Here is an 18,538-nt window from a genome sequence, read left to right as displayed (position 1 = left end):
CAGAACCTCAGAACCTCAGAACCTCAGAACCTCAGAACCTCAGAACCTCAGAACCTCAAAGATAGAACCATGCTTATAAAAACAAAAAGGGCCCGAAGGCCCTTTCATTCAATAATACGTATCTAGATAGTATTACTCACGTTCGTGCAGCGGGCTGAACTCACGCTGGTTGTAACCGGTGTATAGCTGACGAGGACGACCGATACGGTTGCCCGGATCGTTGTGCATCTCGTTCCAGTGGGCAATCCAACCGATAGTACGCGACATGGCGAAGATTACGGTGAACATTGATACTGGAATACCGATAGCTTTCAGGATGATACCCGAGTAGAAGTCTACGTTTGGATAAAGCTTCTTCTCGATGAAGTATTCATCAGAAAGTGCAATACGCTCAAGTTCCATGGCTACGTCAAGTAGTGGATCCTGAATATTCAGCTCTTGCAGAACATCGTGGCACGCTTCGCGCATTACTGTCGCGCGTGGGTCGTAGTTCTTGTAAACACGGTGACCGAAGCCCATTAGACGGAATGGGTCATCTTTGTCTTTCGCGCGTTCAACGAACTCAGGGATCTTATCGACGCTGCCAATTTCTTCCAACATCTTCAGACATGCTTCGTTAGCACCGCCGTGGGCAGGGCCCCAAAGTGAAGCGATACCCGCAGCAATACAGGCAAATGGGTTCGCGCCCGAAGAACCTGCTAGTCGTACAGTGGATGTTGAAGCGTTTTGCTCGTGATCAGCGTGTAGCGTAAAGATTTTGTCCATCGCACGGGCAACAACAGGGCTTACTTCGTATTCTTCACATGGAGTAGCGAACATCATGTGCAGGAAGTTTTCTGCGTAGTCTAGATCGTTGCGAGGGAAGATAAACGGCTGACCGATAGAGTATTTGTAACACATTGCCGCAAGCGTTGGCATTTTTGACAACAGGCGGAATGCAGTGATCTCACGGTGGGTATCATTATTGATATCCAAAGAGTCGTGATAGAAAGCAGCCAGTGCACCAACCACACCACACATTACAGCCATTGGGTGAGCATCACGGCGGAAGCCGTGGAAGAAGCTTGAGATTTGCTCATGAACCATAGTGTGACGCGTTACGGTTGTACGGAATGTTTCGTACTGATCGCGCGTAGGGACTTCACCATAAAGAAGAATATAACAAACTTCTAGGTAATCAGCGTTATTGGCCAACTGGTCGATTGGGTAGCCTCGGTGAAGCAGAATACCCTTATCACCATCAATATAGGTAATTTGAGATTCACATGATGCAGTGGCTAGAAAACCAGGGTCGAATGTAAAATAACCGTTAGCGCCAAGCTTACGTACATCAATTACTTCGGGCCCTTCAGTGCCCCCGATAATCGGCAGTTCGACGGGTGCTTTCCCTTCAATGTGAAGAGTAGCTTTCTTGTCTGCCATAACAATCTCCTTTGTTTTTTTATAATCCTAATCCAAGGCGGATGTGCATTTGTTGTACCGATATGGCGCTTGAATGTCAATTTTTGTGCTTTCTTTGTGTGCACTTGTTAAAAAAATTAGATTAAAAAGTGCAAATTTCAAAAAGCGTGTTAGAGGTCATGTTGCGGTAATTGTAATTGATTGTTGCGGGGCGTATACTCGCGACAGGTCTCTGGTTCTGCCGCCGCCGGATACAAGTGCTTAAGTTATCAATGGTTTTAGTAAGTTAGGTCAAACTGTGTATTACAAAGATGGTAGAACATTATCGTAACCTTGGGTTGCAAATATGTTACTGCTGCTGGTTGGCTTAGTAGAAACGGAGAGTTATAACAATAAAATTGCTTCAATGGAGCTGAGTGGGCAATCAACGTGAAAGTAAATAAGCCAAGACCTGTCAATCTCGATCTACAGACGATTCGCTTTCCCCTGACAGCGATAGCGTCGATCATCCATCGCGTTTCCGGCGTGATAACCTTTGTTGCTGTAGCCATCCTACTTTGGCTATTGGGCCTTTCTCTATCTTCCCCAGAAGGATTCGCAAGTGCGGCTGGTATCGTGAACAGCTTCTTTGCGAAATTCGTGCTTTGGGGCATTTTGACGGCGCTGTTCTACCACATCGTGGTAGGTGTACGTCACTTGCTAATGGATATGGGATATTTTGAAGAAATGGAAACCGGCATTTCGAGCGCGAAAATCAGTTTCGCTATCGTTGCTGTGCTTTCAGTCTTCGCAGGAGGCCTAGTATGGTAAACAATGTCTCAACAGTTGGCCGTAACGGTGTTCATGATTTTATCCTGATCCGTGCAACTGCCATCATACTCACTTTATACACACTTTATATTGTTGGCTTTTTGGCTTTCGGGCCAGATCTAACTTTTGAAACATGGACTGCCTTCTGGGGCAAGTTGAGCACCAAGGTGTTCACCATGCTGGCATTGGTATCCATTCTGATCCACGCCTGGATTGGTTTGTGGCAAGTACTAACTGATTATATTAAACCTGCCGCGTTACGTGCCGGTATCCAGTTTGGTGTTGTTGCTGTTCTTCTAGTTTACCTGTTTTCTGGTTTCTTTATTGTGTGGGGTGCGTAAGTGAGCATTGCAGTTCGAGAGTTTGACGCCGTAGTTATCGGTGCTGGTGGTGCAGGTATGCGCGCCGCACTACAAATTTCAGAGCAAGGCCTTAAGTGTGCGTTGCTATCAAAAGTTTTTCCAACCCGTTCCCACACCGTATCTGCGCAGGGTGGTATCACCGTTGCACTGGGTAACTCCCACCCGGATAACTGGCAGTGGCATATGTACGATACCGTCAAAGGCTCTGATTATATTGGTGATCAGAATGCTATCGAGTACATGTGTAAGAATGGACCAAAATCTGTCATTGAGCTAGAAAAAATGGGTCTGCCATTTTCTCGCTTCGATAACGGCACGATTTACCAACGCCCTTTTGGTGGCCAGTCTAAGGCGTTTGGTGGCGAGCAGGCGGCACGTACAGCGGCAGCTGCCGACCGTACCGGCCACGCATTGCTCCATACCCTGTACCAGCAAAATGTGAAGCACAAGACAACGATTTTCTCTGAGTGGTATGCGCTTGATTTGGTGAAAAATCAAGACGGTGCCATTTTAGGTTGTACTGCGTTGTGCATGGAAACTGGCGAAATTTGCTACTTCAAATCAAAAGCAACCATCCTAGCAACAGGCGGTGCAGGCCGTATCTACGCCTCAACCACGAATGCCCACATCAATACTGGTGATGGTGTTGGTATGGCGCTGCGTGCTGGCGTACCAATGCAGGATATGGAAATGTGGCAATTCCACCCTACGGGCATTGCTGGCGCCGGTGTACTGGTGACAGAAGGTTGTCGTGGTGAGGGTGGCTACCTACTGAATAAAGACGGTGAGCGCTTCATGGAGCGTTATGCACCGAATGCCAAAGACTTGGCTGGTCGCGACGTTGTTGCCCGCTCGATGATGGTTGAGATCCGTGAAGGCCGTGGTTGCGATGGCCCGTGGGGTCCACACATTAAGCTTAAGATGGACCACCTTGGTAAAGACGTGCTTGAGTCCCGTCTTCCGGGCATCTGTGAACTATCCCGTACCTTCGCTCACGTTGATCCGGTTAAAGAGCCAATCCCTGTTATCCCAACCTGTCACTACATGATGGGTGGTGTCCCGACTCAGGTTTCGGGCCAGGCTATCAAGCAAACTGCTGCTGGCGATGACGTGGAAGTTCAAGGCTTGTTTGCTTGTGGCGAAATTGCTTCTGTTTCGGTTCACGGTGCTAACCGTCTTGGTGGTAACTCACTGCTTGACCTTGTGGTATTTGGCCGTGCAACGGGCCTACACCTAGGTGAAACCCTATTGGCTCAGGCAGAAGCACGCCCTGCAACGGACTCTGATATCGAAGCGTCCCTAGCGCGTGTTAATCGCTGGAACTCAACCCAGAAGGGTGAAGACCCAGTTCAGATCCGCAAAGACCTGCAGACCTGTATGCAGAACAACTTCTCGGTATTCCGTGAAGGTGAAGCGATGGCGACCGGCCTAGAAGAGCTGAAAGTTATCCGCGACCGCCTGAAAGATGCGCGTTTGGATGATACGTCAACAGAGTTCAACACCCAGCGTATTGAGTGTCTGGAGCTTGAAAACCTAATGGAAACTGCTTACGCGACGGCAGTGGCGGCAAACTACCGTACTGAGAGTCGTGGTGCCCATGCCCGTTTCGACTACCCTGAGCGTGACGATGCGAACTGGCTATGCCACTCAATTTACAACCCTGAGACAGAAGCAATGTCTAAGCGTGATGTAAATATGACACCGGTTCATCGTGAGGCATTTCCGCCTAAAGCGCGTACATACTAAGGGGAGGAAACAAGCATGAAACTGAATTTTTCGATTTACCGCTATAACCCTGACGTAGATAACGCGCCGCACATGAAGGGCTATACCCTTGAGGTACCTGAAGGCTCTGACATGATGGTGCTGGACGCGCTAATCCTGCTAAAAGAGCAGGATCCGACACTGGCTTTCCGCCGCTCGTGCCGTGAAGGTGTATGTGGCTCGGATGGTATCAACATGAACGGTAAGAATGGCCTGGCATGTATTACCCCGCTGTCGGCGTTGACGGGTGAAAAGACTATCGTGATCCGACCGCTACCGGGTTTGCCGGTGATCCGCGACCTGATCATCGACATGGATCAGTTCTACACCAACTATGCCAAGGTGAAGCCGTTCTTGATTGACGACGGCGCACAGCCACCTGCGCGTGAGAACTTGCAAGCACCGGAAGAGCGTGCCCATTTAGATGGACTGTATGAATGTATTATGTGTGCATGTTGCTCAACTTCATGCCCATCTTTCTGGTGGAACCCGGATAAATTCATCGGACCAGCTGGGTTACTAGCTGCATATCGTTGGCTAATTGATAGTCGTGATACTGCAACAGATGAACGATTATCTGATCTTGACGACGCTTTTAGTGTTTTTCGTTGCCATGGCATCATGAACTGTGTAAATGTTTGTCCTAAAGGACTAAATCCGACGAAAGCGATTGGTCATATCAAAACAATGCTGCTCAAACGCGCAGTATAATTTATCGAATTATCGATATGCTGGCTCTATGATTCGCTCTCTTGAGCCAGCTTTAAGCCCGGCAACGAGACCGGTGCAAACGGCGATAACTAGTGGTTAAGGGAAAACAATGCAGAACGGCGTTATGAAGGCTTGGCTTGAGTCTTCACACCTGGCTGGCGCCAATGCAACTTATGTAGAGGATCTCTACGAGTTGTATCTTAGCGACCCAGACTTAGTAGACGAAGAGTGGCGTCACGTATTTAGTGATTTGCCTGTAGTGAATGAAACTGCTGTTGAGCAGCCTCACTCACGTGTTCGTGATTACTTCCGTCGGTTGGCTAAAGAAACAACCCATCTAAGTGCTACCGTCAGCGATCCAGATGTTGATGCTAAACAGGTTAAGGTATTGCAGCTTATCAACGCATACCGTTTCCGTGGGCATCAAAATGCAAACTTAGATCCGTTAGGCCTATGGCAAAGGGAGCGAGTGCCTGATCTCGACCCTGAGTTCCATAACCTAACAGCAGATGATTTCAACGAAACATTCAATGTGGGCTCTTTTGCTATCGGCCAAGAGACCATGAAATTGTCTGAGCTATATGATGCACTGAAGAAAACCTATTGTGGTTCAATCGGTGCCGAGTACATGCACATTACCGATACTGAAGAAAAACGTTGGATCCAGCAGCGTCTTGAATCAGTTGTGGGTCAGGGTGCATTTACCAAAGATGAAAAACTGACTTTCCTTGATGAGCTAACTGCAGCAGAAGGGCTAGAGCGCTACCTAGGTGCTAAGTTCCCTGGCGCGAAGCGATTCTCGCTGGAAGGTGGCGACGCGATGATCCCGATGGTCAAAGAGCTGATCCGCTACGCTGGTACCAATGGTGCCCGTGAAGTGGTGGTCGGCATGGCTCACCGTGGTCGCTTGAACATGCTTGTCAACGTGCTGGGTAAGAAGCCGCAGGATTTGTTTGATGAGTTCGCTGGTAAGCACGATGATACATGGGGTACGGGTGACGTTAAGTACCACCAAGGTTTCTCGGCTGACTTTGCGACCCCAGGTGGTGATGTTCACCTTGTGCTTGCATTCAACCCATCTCACCTTGAAATCGTTAACCCTGTAGTGGTTGGCTCGGTACGTGCCCGTCAGGATCGCCTAGGCGACAGCGATGGCTCACAAGTACTGCCTATCACTATCCACGGTGATTCGGCGGTTGCTGGCCAGGGCGTTGTTGCTGAAACCTTCAACATGTCTCAGTCACGCGGTTACCGTGTCGGCGGTACGGTCCGTATCGTGGTGAACAACCAGATTGGTTTCACGACCTCGAACCCGAATGATACACGCTCGACCCAGTACTGTACCGATATCGCGAAGATGGTACAGGCACCGATCTTCCACGTGAATGCTGACGATCCGGAAGCCGTTGCGTTTGTCACCCGCATTGCCCTTGATTACCGTAATGCCTTTAAGCGCGATGTTGTTATTGATCTGGTTTGTTACCGTCGTCACGGTCACAACGAGGCGGATGAGCCGAACGCGACCCAGCCGTTGATGTACCAGAAGATCAAGAAGCACCCAACGCCACGTAAGATTTATGCTGACAACCTAACCGACAACGACACGATTGAGCTAGAGACCGCAACGTCTTTGATCAATGAATATCGTGACGCGCTGGATCGCGGTGAGTGCGTGGTTAAAGAATGGCGCCCGATGAAACTGCATTCAGTGGATTGGGAACCGTATCTTGGTCACGACTGGACTGCCGAATGGCCACACGCTATTGAAGTGTCGCGCCTGAAAGAGTTGGCCAATCGCCTTTGCCAGTTCCCTGAAAGCCATAAGCTGCAAAGCCGTGTACAGAAGCTGTACAACGATCGTCAAGCGATGGCGAACGGCGAGAAGGCGTTTGACTGGGGTATGGCTGAAAACTTGGCATACGCAAGTATTGTTGATGAAGGTAAGCGTATTCGTATTACGGGTCAGGATTCTGGCCGCGGTACCTTCTTCCACCGCCATGCTGTACTGCATAACCAAGGTGATGCGAGTACCTATATCCCGCTAGCGAACATTCACGACAAGCAAGGTCCTTTCCAGGTATTTGACTCTGTGTTGTCTGAAGAAGCGGTGCTTGCCTTTGAATATGGCTATGCCACGGCTGAGCCGAGTGGTTTAACGGTTTGGGAAGCCCAGTTTGGTGATTTCGCCAACGGTGCCCAGGTTGTTATCGACCAGTTCATTAGTTCTGGTGAGCAAAAGTGGGGTCGTATGTGTGGCTTGACCATGCTGCTACCACACGGTTACGAAGGCCAGGGGCCGGAGCACTCATCGGCACGTCTTGAGCGTTACCTACAGCTTTGTGCGGAACAAAACATGCAGGTGGTGATCCCATCAACACCGGCCCAGGTTTACCACATGATCCGCCGTCAGGTATTCCGCCCAATGCGTCGTCCTTTGGTGGTAATGTCACCGAAGTCGCTGCTGCGTCATCCGCTATGTACATCGACACTCGATGAACTGGCAAGTGGCAACTTCCAGCCGGCAATTGGCGAGATTGATGAGCTCGATCCGAAGCAAGTGAAACGCGTTGTGCTGTGTTCTGGCAAGGTTTACTTCGACCTGCTTGAGCAGCGCCGTAAAAACGAGCAGACGGATGTTGCCATCGTTCGTATTGAACAGCTATACCCATTCCCTAAAGAAGATGTTGAAGCTGCACTGGCAGACTATCAGCATGTTACTGATTTCGTTTGGTGTCAGGAAGAGCCACAGAACCAAGGTGCATGGTACTCAAGCCAGCACAACTTCCGTTCTGCACTTCCTGCCGGCGCGCAGTTGGAATACGCAGGCCGTCCGGCTTCTGCTTCACCGGCTGTGGGTTACATGTCGGTTCACCTGAAACAACAGAAAGCGCTAATTGAAAGCGCACTAACTACAGATTAATAAGAACTGGAACAAAAAGGACAAAGCCGATATGACGATCGAAATTCTGGTTCCCGATTTACCTGAATCAGTTGCAGATGCGACAGTTGCGACATGGCACAAGCAGCCAGGCGACGTTGTTACACGTGATGAAGTTCTGGTTGATATCGAAACTGATAAAGTAGTGTTGGAAGTACCAGCACCAGAAGATGGCGTGCTTGAAGCAATTCTAGAAGGCGAAGGCACAACAGTATTAACTAAGCAGCTGATTGGTAAAATCAAAGCTGGCGCAGTAGCGGGCGAGCCAACCAAGGACGTACCTGCTGAAGCCGAAGCATCGCCAAACAAGCGCAACACCGCAGCCCTAGGCGAAGAGACCAACGAAGCACTAAGCCCAGCAGTACGCCGCCTACTAGGCGAGCACGGCATCAATGCGGCTGACGTGAAAGGTACAGGCGTTGGTGGCCGTATCACGCGTGAAGACGTTGAAGCATTCGTGAAAGAAGGCAAAGCCGCGCCGGCACCAGCTGCGCCTGCCACTGAAGCGAAAGTAGAAGCGCCGCTGGCTCACCGTAGCGAGAAGCGTGTTCCTATGACCCGCCTACGTAAGCGTGTTGCCGAGCGTCTACTTGAAGCGAAGAACAGCACAGCGATGCTGACGACGTTCAACGAAGTGAACATGAAGCCAATCATGGACCTGCGCAAGCAGTACAAAGACATCTTCGAAGAGCGCCACGGTATCCGCCTAGGCTTTATGTCTTTCTACGTGAAGGCCGTGGTTGAAGCACTGAAGCGTTACCCAGAAGTGAATGCTTCTATCGACGGTGACGACATTGTTTACCACAACTACTTCGATGTCAGCATTGCAGTATCGACCCCACGTGGTCTGGTTACGCCTGTCCTACGCGACTGCGATAAGCTAAGCCTTGCGGAAATCGAGAAAGGTATCCGTGAACTGGCTATCAAGGGCCGTGACGGTAAGCTGACGGTTGATGAGCTAACTGGTGGTAACTTCACCATCACCAACGGCGGTGTGTTTGGCTCGCTAATGTCTACACCAATCATCAACCCACCTCAGTCTGCTATTTTGGGCATGCACAAGATTGCTGACCGCCCAATGGCTGTTGACGGTAAGGTTGAGATTCTGCCTATGATGTACCTAGCACTGTCTTACGATCACCGTTTGGTTGACGGTAAAGAGTCAGTGGGTTACCTAGTGACCATCAAGGAATTGCTTGAAGATCCAACGCGTCTACTTCTAGACGTATAACACCGATTATGAAGCCGGGCAGGCTCGACGTCCGGCTGAATTTCATAATGGGTGACACACGAAGAAATACCCAAGAGTATTTCGTACGGATATAACAAGTCCCACAGGGATATGAAAACGGATAGAACATCATGAATTTGCATGAATATCAGGCGAAACAGCTGTTCGCTGAGTACGGTCTGCCAGTTCCAGAAGGCTATGCATGTGATACACCGCAGGAAGCTGCTGAAGCTGCCGGTAAGATCGGTGGCGATAAGTGGGTAGTAAAGTGTCAGGTTCACGCGGGTGGACGTGGTAAAGCGGGCGGTGTTGAACTGCATGACAACAAGGAAGGCATCAAAGAGTTTGCTCAGAAGTGGCTGGGTAAAAACCTTGTGACCTACCAAACGGATGCAAATGGCCAGCCAGTAACAAAGATCTTGGTTGAAGAAGCATCTAACATTGCAAACGAGCTATACCTAGGTGCGGTTGTAGACCGTGGTACACGACGCATTGTTTTCATGGCATCGACTGAAGGTGGTGTGGAAATCGAAAAGGTTGCGGAAGAAACCCCTGAGCTAATTCACAAAGCTGCGATTGATCCATTGGTTGGCCCTCAGCCATACCAAGGCCGTGAGCTTGCATTCAAACTGGGTTTGAAGGGCGACCAAATCAAGCAATTCACCAAGATCTTCCTTGGTCTGGGCAACATGTTTGCAGACTACGATCTTGCCCTGCTTGAAATCAACCCGCTGGTTATTACTGGCGACGACAACCTGCTTTGCCTAGATGGTAAAATTAACATCGACTCAAACGCACTATACCGCCAGCCAAAACTGCGTGAAATGCACGATCCTTCGCAAGAAGACGAGCGTGAAGCACATGCGGCTCAGTGGGAGCTTAACTACGTAGCACTTGATGGCAACATCGGCTGCATGGTTAACGGTGCGGGCCTTGCAATGGGTACGATGGATATCGTTAACCTGCACGGTGGTCAGCCAGCTAACTTCCTTGATGTGGGCGGTGGCGCGACGAAAGAGCGTGTGACCGAAGCATTCAAGATCATCCTATCTGACACTAACGTGAAAGCGGTACTGGTAAATATCTTTGGTGGTATCGTGCGCTGCGACCTGATTGCCGAAGGCATCATTGGTGCAGTGGAAGAAGTGGGTGTTGAAGTACCGGTTGTTGTTCGCCTTGAAGGTAACAATGCCGTGCTTGGCGCTGAAACGTTGGCGAAAAGTGGCCTGAATATTATTGCTGCGACTTCCCTAACTGAAGCAGCGGAAAAAGTAGTTGCTGCAGCGGAGGGCAAATAATGTCAGTACTAATTAATAAAGATACCAAGGTTATCTGTCAGGGCTTCACGGGCGGTCAGGGTACATTCCACTCTGAGCAGGCGATTGAGTACGGAACGCAGATGGTTGGTGGTGTATCGCCAGGCAAAGGCGGCACTAAGCACCTAGGCTTGCCTGTATTCAACACGGTACGTGAAGCGGTAGAGGCAACTGGCGCGACAGCAACGGTTATCTATGTACCAGCGCCGTTCTGTAAAGACGCTATCCTAGAAGCTATCGATGCGGGTATCGAGCTAATCGTGACTATCACAGAAGGTATTCCGACACTGGATATGCTGGACGTGAAAGTACGCCTAGACGAAGCTGGCGTTCGTATGATTGGTCCAAACTGTCCGGGTGTGATCACGCCAGACGAGTGTAAGATCGGTATCATGCCAGGCCATATCCACAAAGCAGGTAAAGTGGGCATCGTATCTCGTTCAGGAACGCTGACTTACGAAGCTGTTAAGCAGACAACTGACGAGGGCTTTGGCCAGTCTACTTGTGTTGGTATCGGTGGTGACCCAATCCCGGGTTCGAACTTCATCGATGTACTAGAATTGTTTGAAAACGATCCTGCGACTGAAGCGATTGTGATGATCGGTGAGATCGGCGGTACGGCTGAAGAAGAAGCGGCAGCTTACATCAAAGAGAACGTCACTAAGCCTGTTGTTTCTTACATTGCTGGTGTAACTGCACCTCCAGGCAAGCGTATGGGCCACGCTGGTGCCATTATCTCAGGTGGTAAAGGTACTGCTGAAGATAAGTTCCAGGCACTAGAAGCCGCTGGTGTTAAGACGGTGAAGAGCCTTGCTGACATCGGTAAAGCGCTACGTGAAGTAACTGGCTGGTAAGTCGCTTACAACACTGAAGCTTGATAGAAACCCGCCTTATGGCGGGTTTTTTTATGCCTGTGGTTCCCAACGCCTACCGGGCTGCCTTCTGTTGATACTGATTGATGATGAGAACGGCGATCCCGATTACACTTGTAGTACTAGCTCCATTACCGATTGGGCTGGGTACAAAAGCACCTTTGGCTGGCGGTGAGATGTAGGCGAGGGGGAAGTATGAAAAGGTGGGTTGCTATATGTCTATTGGCGGTGCTGGGCACGGCGAATGCCTCGTTCGCAGAAGACAAGGCCGCGTATGAAGACTGTGTACTTCAACATGTCTCCTTGGCCGAAAATGGCACTGCGGCAAACTTGATGACCAATGCTTGCCATCGTTTGTACATTGATAACTTCATGCTATCAGAAAAAGATCAGTCCTATTTCCAGTGCCTGCTTGAATATTTGCCCCCTTCAAAAAGCACGCCGGTTGCGATGCGAATTAAAAGTACCTGCAACAGCAAGCACCGTAGCTTGTTTAATTAATGGGGTAATACCTAATACCCTATATCGATTGGTATAAGTGAATGGCGATAAAAATGCCTGCTGGGAAGCAGGCATTTAACAGGGATAAGTTGGGGGTTAAGCTTCAGCGCGCTTTAGTTGGCTGAGGATGAACAAGCTTGCGGCCGCAACCACTACCGATGGCCCAGCCGGGGTGTCGTAGTGCCATGACATGGCAAGGCCAATCATAACGGCAACCGTCCCCAAAATTGAGGCTAACCCAGCCATGCTTTCAGGGCTGCGGGTGAAGCGCCTCGCCGTGGCTGGCGGGATGATCAGCAGCGAAGTAATGATTAATGCCCCGACAAATTTCATTGCCACGGCAATCACAATACCGACCATCAACATTAATAACAGGCGCATCAGATCAACGTTTACGCCTTCGACCTGGGCCAACTCTTCATTGATAGTCATTGAAAGTAGTGGTCGCCATAAGGTGACTAATAAGCCCAGTACCAACAAGCCGCCGCCGTAGATCCAGTAAAGGTCGTTGGTCGTTACTGCTAGCAAGTCGCCAAACAGGTACGCCATCAAATCAATCCGCACGTTATCGAGGAAGCTGACAGCGACCAAACCTAACGACAGCGCACTGTGAGCCAAAATACCAAGCAGGGTATCAGTGGCGACATATTTTTGCTTTTGCAAGCTAACCAAAATAACGGCCAGTGCCAAGCAGCAAACTAGCAGGGCTAAGTTGAGGTTGATGTTGAATAAGAAGCCCAGTGCGATACCCAGTAGCGAGGCATGGGAAAGGGTATCGCCAAAGTAGGCCATTTTTCGCCATACCACGAAAGAGCCCAGTGGCCCTGCAAGTACAGCAATGCCAATACCTGCAATCAGCGCAGGCAACAGTAACTCAAGCATTTTGTTTCTCTTGTTCTACAGTATGGTTGTGTTGGCATGGGCCAACGGGGTTGCCCGATAAATCGTGCTCGTGGTTATGATGGTGGTGGTAAAGCGCCAATTGTTCGCTTTGCTGACGGCCAAACAGGGCAACGTATTTCGGGTGGCTGGTGATGGCTTCTGGTTCTCCAGAACAACACACATGGTGATGCAGGCAAATGACGTGATCGGTTTTTGCCATAACCAAGTGCAGATCATGGGAAACCATGAGGATAGCGCAATCAAGCTTGTCGCGCAGCGACTGGATCAAGCTATACAATTCCAACTGGCCGTTCACATCAACCCCTTGGACCGGCTCATCGAGAACCAGCAGATCGGGTTTTTGCAGCAGGGCACGTGCTAGCAGCACGCGTTGCATTTCGCCGCCGGATAATGAGTGCATATTGCTGTGGTGCAAATGCTTACCGCTTACCAGCTCAAGCGCTTGGATACGATCGGCTTCGCGATAGCGTCCCGCAAGGCGCATAAAGCGATCGACGGTCAGTGGCAATGAGCTGTTTAGGGCCAGTTTTTGCGGCACGTAGCCTAAGCGGAGCCCTTTTGGGCGAATAACCTTCCCTGTTGTTGGCTTTTGTAAACCGGTGATCACTTTCACTAGCGTTGATTTGCCCGCTCCGTTTGGGCCAATCAAGGTGGTGATTTGTCCGCGCTCTAGTTTGAGGGAGACCTGATCAAGCACGTGACGTTCGGCGAAGGTCACAGTGACAGCTTGTAATTCAACTAAGGATGTCATCATTTCTTTGCTTAAGATATTTGCCAAAGTGAGATGTTATAATATAACATTCATTCTCTGTATTGTAATCAAGAATTATTTCGGGACCCTATTATGCGCCGTTTTTTGCTATCATGCAGTTCAATTGGATTGATTTTTTCTTCATACGCTCAGGCACAAGAGCTAAACATTGTGACAACAGTAAAACCGCTGAACATGGTTGTTCAAGAACTGACGGCAGGCGTGGCAACCAGTTCGACATTGTTGCCAGCTGGCGCTTCGCCTCATGACTATGCACTGCGCCCTTCGGATGCGAAAAAGCTAAATGATGCGGATTTGGTGATTTGGGCAGGTCCTGAACTTGAAATGTTCCTTACCAAAATGCTGGATGGCAAGGAAAATACACTGGCGCTAACGACTCACCACGAGATTGACTTTAGATACTACGGTGATGACAACCATGAAGGTCATGAAGGTCATGAAGGTCATGAAGGTCATGACGGTCATGAAGGTCATGACGGTCATGAAGGTCATGACGGTCATGAAGGTCATGACGGCCACGACCATGATGCTCATGCTAGCCATGACCATGACCATGACCATGACCACGATCATGATGCTCATGAAGACCACGCAAGCCACGGTGGCGGTCATGAAGGCCACAATCATGAGGGTATCGACCCACACCTTTGGTTGGGTCCGAAGCAGGTGATTCAGGCATCAGGTGTTATCACCAAGCGATTGATTGAAATCGATCCTGAACACCAAGTGCAGTATGAGGCCAACTTGGAGCGCTTTACCGATGAGGTAAAGGCCACAATGGCTGATCTTGAGCAGCAGTTAAAGCCAGTACATGATAAAGGCTACTACGTATTCCACGATGGTTACGGTTATTTTGAAGAGCAATTTGGCTTGAATAACCTAGGGCATTTTACGGTGGAACCGGATCGCCGCCCTGGCGCTAAAACGCTGGTATCGATTCGTAAATCGTTAAAAGAAGCCCATGCCCATTGTGTATTCAGCGAACCACAATTCTCGCCATCGGTAATCAAGACTGTGGTAAACGGTACCGATGTGAATATTGGTACCTTGGATCCTATGGCTACCGATATTGCTGATGCGCAAGGCGGCTACGTTAAATTCCTTCGACAAATGGGTGACAGCTTCACTCAGTGTTTGAAGTAAATCGCGCGTAAATTCTGTTCTACATATGCTGACCTTGATGAAAATAATCTAAGGGAAAGTCTGATAAAAAACGCACTTCGGTGCGTTTTTTATGTACTGAACCACATTTTATAAATCTGCTCTTATATTCACTATTTTGATAATGCATAATATGAAAGTGTGTTATTAAGTGGGTTGAGGTTTGCGATTTATCCCTAAGCAAAAAGTGGTTGTAAAACATCTAACATGTTGTTTTTTTGTGCTTGCTGCGTGTGTTTACGCTGTGACGGCCACCGCCTCTAATCATCTTTTTTATCCTCTGCCTCATCAGGAAGCGGGAAGCTTAATAACGGCTAAAACCATCGTCAAAAACACCTATGGCGGCCTATGGTTTGTCGATGTTCGCGGTAGTTTGGTTTTTTATGACGGGCGACAACTCAAACCAGCTGTTGATAAAAGCGGCCAACCTCTAACCGGCGTCACCGATGCCGTCATGATTGGCAGCAGTTTATGGTTGATAAAAGATAAGCACGCTTATTTTTACTCCCCAGCGAATACGGCTTTATATAAGCTCAATATTAGCCAAGTTGACATGGAATATGTTGTGGAGGCTAACGGCAGTGCCGTATTTGCCAATCGCAGGGGCTTATACCGAATCGCACACCGCAGCCAAAAACCTGAGTTTATTGCTTTTCCCCACCCAATAAAGCTCTCCGGCCTGTATTCGAATAGCGACTCTGTGTTTGTCGCACCGAGTCGGGGGGTCTATGAATATCGGGCTGATAACTCCGTGTCTGAGCTGCTATTAGCTGAGCAGCAGATCACCGATATTTTTCAAGACGAACAGCAACAACTCTGGCTTGGCACCCTGAATGGATTGTATTTATCCCGCCAAGGGGTAAGAGTGGAACTCGGGCGAAGCCAACGCCAATCGGTTTCGGCGATTGCCCAAACGGATCTTGGGTTATGGGTCGGCAGTAAAAATGGCCTTTATCTTATTGACCAAAATACAAAATCGGTCTCGCACTACGCCTCTTCCCTTCATGACATGTATAGCTTGGAAGGCAATAGGGTGCAGGCCTTGCAGCAAGATGACACTGGCGGCTTGTGGATTGCGACCAATAACGGAGTGAATTACTTACCCCCTACGACAGCCTTGATGAAGCGCCTTCGCTACGGTCTCGACGAAGGATTGCTACCAGCAACTCAAATCAATGATTTAGTACAGACCAGTGATGGCCGAACGTTGCTTGCGACCGATAATGGCTTGTTTGAGCTTTCCGTGTTCTTAAATATTGTGAAGCACCAACCTGCTCTTGGGCAGATCAACCAGATGGTGCCGCGTGGCCGTGAGTTATGGCTGGCCACAGAGCGAGGAATCGAAATCTATGCGCGCCAGACAGATACATGGCGGCAATTGGAAGTGCCTGACCTATTCAAGCAAGGGAAAGTGGTGAGCTTGATGGTTGATAATTTTGGCTCGGTTTGGGTGGGCATGTCATCCCGGCTGTATCGGTATTGGCCTGATAGCGACGAGTGGATATCATTTGGCAGCCATTGGCTCCGAGACCCTAGGGGTGATGAGCTGGTCACAACCGTCTTTGCCGATAGCGAATCACAAATATGGGTAGGGACAGATTATGGGCTTTACCAGTTCGAGGCAGGGCGTTTGTATTTGGTTGAGGACACAACCAAAGAAGGCGGCGTACTCGATATTTATGAAGATCGTATTGGCCAGCTATGGGTGGTAAACAATCATGGCCTGCAGTATTCGCAAACCTTGGCGCCGCTGGCGCTACAAAATATCTCGATCTCTGGGGTACGGGCCAACCCATATTGCGTTGTGGGGGGAAACAGTGGCCTTTGGGTAACCAGTAGCAAGGGGCTATCTTACCTTTCTTTCACCGGGCGCTTGCAGCGTCACTTCAAGCCGCCTGAAGGTATTATTACCAGTGAGTTTTACTCACAAGCTTGTATGCAGGGGATTAACGGCAAGCTACTTTTTGGTAGCAGGCAGGGCGTTCTGGAGGTGGATCCCACTCAGGTCTTGGCAATTAAGGAGCCGAACTTACAACTGACTTTGAGCGAAGTGAAGGTCGATAACGATTTACGTCAATTGGCCGGGGCGGTTGATGACCAATTAGTCATCCCTTATGGCGTTTCAATTAGCTTTGAATTTAGCACCGTCCCGTATTATGGGCCGCCAGAATTATCTTATCGCTTAATCAAAGATGACAAAGTCCCCGCTGAGTGGCAGCAGGTAGATGGCGGTACGTTACTGATAGATACTTTGCCGCCTGGGCAGTTTACCCTTGAGGCCAAAGTAGACCGGTTGGGGCGCAACGGCAGCGAGATCTCTCGCTATAGCTTTGCTGTTGAACGACCGTGGTATCTATCCATGGGGTTGATGACACTCGGGGTTGTTGTTGCCACGCTTGTTATCTTGTTAATGGTTGTTTGGCGTTCAAGGGCGTTTAAAGATCAGAATTTGCAACTGAAGCAGGCGGTGTTTCGAAAGACGGCCAAAATTGAGTTGCAGAAAAAGCAACTGAATGCGAGCAACATGCAATTGCAGCGTATTTTATCGACGCGGCAAAATACAATGGCACAGTTATCCCATGAGTTGCGGACACCGCTTAGTCTTGCGCTTGGGTTATTGTCTAGCTTACGCCAGCATGGCACGGGAGCCGATAAGGATAAACTGGAGGCCGCCGAGAAGAACCTCGTCCACTCGTTGCATGTTGCCGACCAGATCCTATCTCGGGATGCTCTGGCCTTGGTTGAACCTGAAAAACAATGTGAGCAGTGGGTGAGCCCCATTATTCAGTCCTCTTTCATGAGTTGGCAGGTTGAGGCCGAAGCCAAGCAGATAGCGCTGTGCCTGGAAGATGAAACGCAGGATCTGAGTGTTTCAATGGCGCCATATCACCTTGAGATAATGTTGGGTAATTTGCTGTCTAATGCGCTGAAATACACCAGTACGAATGGGTGTATTACAGTCGCCGTTAGGGAGTTGAAAGGGCAATTGGTCATATCTGTTAGCGATACCGGTAAGGGAATGTCAGAAGAGACCAAGAGCCACTTGTTTGAAAGCTACTACCAAGAAGAACCGGAATTAAGCCCAGAGGCGGGGTTCGGTTTGGGGCTGAGCACCGTCAAGCAGCTGGTTGAGCTGTACGGCGGTGATATTTCGGTGATCAGTTACCAAGGCGTGGGTAGCGAATTTATATTGCGTTTTCCCGTGTATAAGTGCTCTGCCAACCCGGTTGACGTTAAAACATATTAATAGGGTAAATGTATCCCCACTCCTTCCACGCCGCCTGTGATGATTGGTTTTCATTCAATTCAGGCGGCATATCAATATATCCATTCCATAACAGCATAAATTAATTATGTATTTAAGTTATTGAAAATATTTGCTTTTAGTGCTGCATTGAATTCCTTCTTCCTTAAAGATATATCTCCTTTGCAACATGATGCAGATCACTATTGCAAACATTGAACTCTGAAATGAGAACCTTTTATTGATTTAAAACAAGTTGAATTGTGTTTCAATCTGTAACATTGATAAAAATGCTAATTATTCTTATTTAGGGTCGTGGTTTAGTATGAAACTGTCTGAATTGTCGTGCGGGGCAGAAGGTAAAGTGACAGGTATGTCCGACTTATCTTCAGCTACTCGCAAAAAGCTCATGGTTATGGGGGTTCTTCCCAATACTCCTATCAGTGTTGTACGAGTGGCGCCGCTAGGTGACCCACTGCAGGTTCGCGTCCGTGGTGTAGATATTGCACTGCGCAAGCAGCTGGCCGAAAGCATTGAAGTGGAGTGTTAATG

The 18,538-nt window shown here is 49.1% G+C and carries 15 protein-coding genes; 12 read left to right on the top strand and 3 right to left on the bottom strand.

Annotated elements, in window-relative coordinates; translation table 11 throughout:
- Nucleotides 1–132: 132 nt before the first annotated feature.
- Entirely contained in the window at nucleotides 133–1,422 is a 1,290-nt protein-coding gene (locus tag C9I98_RS14955) for a citrate synthase (RefSeq protein ID WP_107272154.1), read from the bottom strand.
- Nucleotides 1,423–1,830: 408 nt separating this feature from the next.
- On the opposite strand from C9I98_RS14955, the gene sdhC reads away from it, so the two are divergent.
- From sdhC to C9I98_RS14910, 9 genes are all read left to right on the top strand, one after another.
- Nucleotides 1,831–2,211: a succinate dehydrogenase cytochrome b556 subunit gene (sdhC, locus tag C9I98_RS14950; protein WP_036816537.1), complete on the top strand. Its 381-nt coding sequence runs from the start codon at nucleotides 1,831–1,833 to the stop codon at nucleotides 2,209–2,211.
- A complete protein-coding gene (gene sdhD, locus C9I98_RS14945; protein WP_036816535.1) occupies nucleotides 2,205–2,552 on the top strand; it encodes a succinate dehydrogenase, hydrophobic membrane anchor protein in 348 nt (115 codons plus the stop codon). The genes sdhC and sdhD overlap by 7 nt, the downstream gene beginning before the upstream one ends.
- Nucleotides 2,553–4,319, top strand: coding sequence for a succinate dehydrogenase flavoprotein subunit (sdhA, locus tag C9I98_RS14940; protein WP_036816534.1), 1,767 nt, complete (start codon nucleotides 2,553–2,555; stop codon nucleotides 4,317–4,319).
- Nucleotides 4,320–4,334: 15 nt separating this feature from the next.
- On the top strand, nucleotides 4,335–5,048 hold the full coding sequence (locus C9I98_RS14935) for a succinate dehydrogenase iron-sulfur subunit (RefSeq protein ID WP_036816532.1): 714 nt from the start codon (nucleotides 4,335–4,337) through the stop codon (nucleotides 5,046–5,048).
- Nucleotides 5,049–5,157: 109 nt separating this feature from the next.
- Nucleotides 5,158–7,968, top strand: coding sequence for a 2-oxoglutarate dehydrogenase E1 component (gene sucA, locus C9I98_RS14930; protein WP_036816529.1), 2,811 nt, complete (start codon nucleotides 5,158–5,160; stop codon nucleotides 7,966–7,968).
- Between the two features lie 31 nt (nucleotides 7,969–7,999).
- Nucleotides 8,000–9,217 carry a 2-oxoglutarate dehydrogenase complex dihydrolipoyllysine-residue succinyltransferase gene (gene odhB / locus C9I98_RS14925; RefSeq protein WP_036816527.1) on the top strand — a complete coding sequence of 406 codons (1,218 nt, stop codon included), beginning with the start codon at nucleotides 8,000–8,002 and terminating at the stop codon, nucleotides 9,215–9,217.
- 131 nt (nucleotides 9,218–9,348) lie between these two features.
- Entirely contained in the window at nucleotides 9,349–10,515 is a 1,167-nt protein-coding gene (gene sucC / locus C9I98_RS14920; RefSeq protein WP_036816525.1) for an ADP-forming succinate--CoA ligase subunit beta, read from the top strand.
- Nucleotides 10,515–11,387, top strand: coding sequence for a succinate--CoA ligase subunit alpha (gene sucD / locus C9I98_RS14915; protein WP_036816522.1), 873 nt, complete (start codon nucleotides 10,515–10,517; stop codon nucleotides 11,385–11,387). The genes sucC and sucD overlap by 1 nt, the downstream gene beginning before the upstream one ends.
- Nucleotides 11,388–11,600: 213 nt before the next feature.
- On the top strand, nucleotides 11,601–11,906 hold the full coding sequence (locus C9I98_RS14910) for a VF_A0006 family four-cysteine protein (protein ID WP_107272153.1): 306 nt from the start codon (nucleotides 11,601–11,603) through the stop codon (nucleotides 11,904–11,906).
- Between the two features lie 96 nt (nucleotides 11,907–12,002).
- On the opposite strand, the gene znuB is transcribed toward C9I98_RS14910, so the two are convergent.
- Both znuB and znuC read right to left on the bottom strand, forming a co-directional pair.
- Nucleotides 12,003–12,788, bottom strand: a complete 786-nt coding sequence (gene znuB, locus C9I98_RS14905) for a zinc ABC transporter permease subunit ZnuB (RefSeq protein ID WP_036823532.1) — start codon at nucleotides 12,786–12,788, stop codon at nucleotides 12,003–12,005.
- Nucleotides 12,781–13,560, bottom strand: a complete 780-nt coding sequence (znuC, locus tag C9I98_RS14900; RefSeq protein ID WP_036823530.1) for a zinc ABC transporter ATP-binding protein ZnuC — start codon at nucleotides 13,558–13,560, stop codon at nucleotides 12,781–12,783. The genes znuB and znuC overlap by 8 nt, the downstream gene beginning before the upstream one ends.
- Nucleotides 13,561–13,731: 171 nt before the next feature.
- Here znuC and C9I98_RS14895 point away from each other — a divergent pair, with 171 nt between their 5' ends.
- From C9I98_RS14895 to C9I98_RS14885, 3 genes are all read left to right on the top strand, one after another.
- Nucleotides 13,732–14,724 (top strand): zinc ABC transporter substrate-binding protein, encoded by a 993-nt coding sequence (locus C9I98_RS14895; protein WP_342749926.1) that lies wholly within the window; start codon nucleotides 13,732–13,734, stop codon nucleotides 14,722–14,724.
- A gap of 262 nt (nucleotides 14,725–14,986) precedes the next feature.
- A complete protein-coding gene (locus C9I98_RS14890) occupies nucleotides 14,987–17,989 on the top strand; it encodes a sensor histidine kinase (protein ID WP_146153880.1) in 3,003 nt (1,000 codons plus the stop codon).
- A gap of 322 nt (nucleotides 17,990–18,311) precedes the next feature.
- Nucleotides 18,312–18,536 carry a FeoA family protein gene (locus tag C9I98_RS14885; RefSeq protein WP_036830916.1) on the top strand — a complete coding sequence of 75 codons (225 nt, stop codon included), beginning with the start codon at nucleotides 18,312–18,314 and terminating at the stop codon, nucleotides 18,534–18,536.
- Nucleotides 18,537–18,538: the final 2 nt, after the last annotated feature.

This window comes from Photobacterium sanctipauli (assembly GCF_003026495.1).
Classification (GTDB): Bacteria; Pseudomonadota; Gammaproteobacteria; order Enterobacterales; family Vibrionaceae; genus Photobacterium; species Photobacterium sanctipauli.
Note: the sequence above shows the minus strand (reverse complement) of the source record. Positions and strands in the feature narration are given on the sequence as shown.

Coding starts and splice junctions, on each gene's coding strand:
- C9I98_RS14955 (WP_107272154.1), bottom strand. CDS start 1,422: ATGGCAGACAAGAAAGCTACTCTTCACATTGAAGGGAAAGCACCCGTC.
- sdhD (WP_036816535.1), top strand. CDS start 2,205: ATGGTAAACAATGTCTCAACAGTTGGCCGTAACGGTGTTCATGATTTT.
- C9I98_RS14935 (WP_036816532.1), top strand. CDS start 4,335: ATGAAACTGAATTTTTCGATTTACCGCTATAACCCTGACGTAGATAAC.
- sucA (WP_036816529.1), top strand. CDS start 5,158: ATGCAGAACGGCGTTATGAAGGCTTGGCTTGAGTCTTCACACCTGGCT.
- odhB (WP_036816527.1), top strand. CDS start 8,000: ATGACGATCGAAATTCTGGTTCCCGATTTACCTGAATCAGTTGCAGAT.
- sucC (WP_036816525.1), top strand. CDS start 9,349: ATGAATTTGCATGAATATCAGGCGAAACAGCTGTTCGCTGAGTACGGT.
- sucD (WP_036816522.1), top strand. CDS start 10,515: ATGTCAGTACTAATTAATAAAGATACCAAGGTTATCTGTCAGGGCTTC.
- C9I98_RS14910 (WP_107272153.1), top strand. CDS start 11,601: ATGAAAAGGTGGGTTGCTATATGTCTATTGGCGGTGCTGGGCACGGCG.
- znuB (WP_036823532.1), bottom strand. CDS start 12,788: ATGCTTGAGTTACTGTTGCCTGCGCTGATTGCAGGTATTGGCATTGCT.
- znuC (WP_036823530.1), bottom strand. CDS start 13,560: ATGACATCCTTAGTTGAATTACAAGCTGTCACTGTGACCTTCGCCGAA.
- C9I98_RS14885 (WP_036830916.1), top strand. CDS start 18,312: ATGAAACTGTCTGAATTGTCGTGCGGGGCAGAAGGTAAAGTGACAGGT.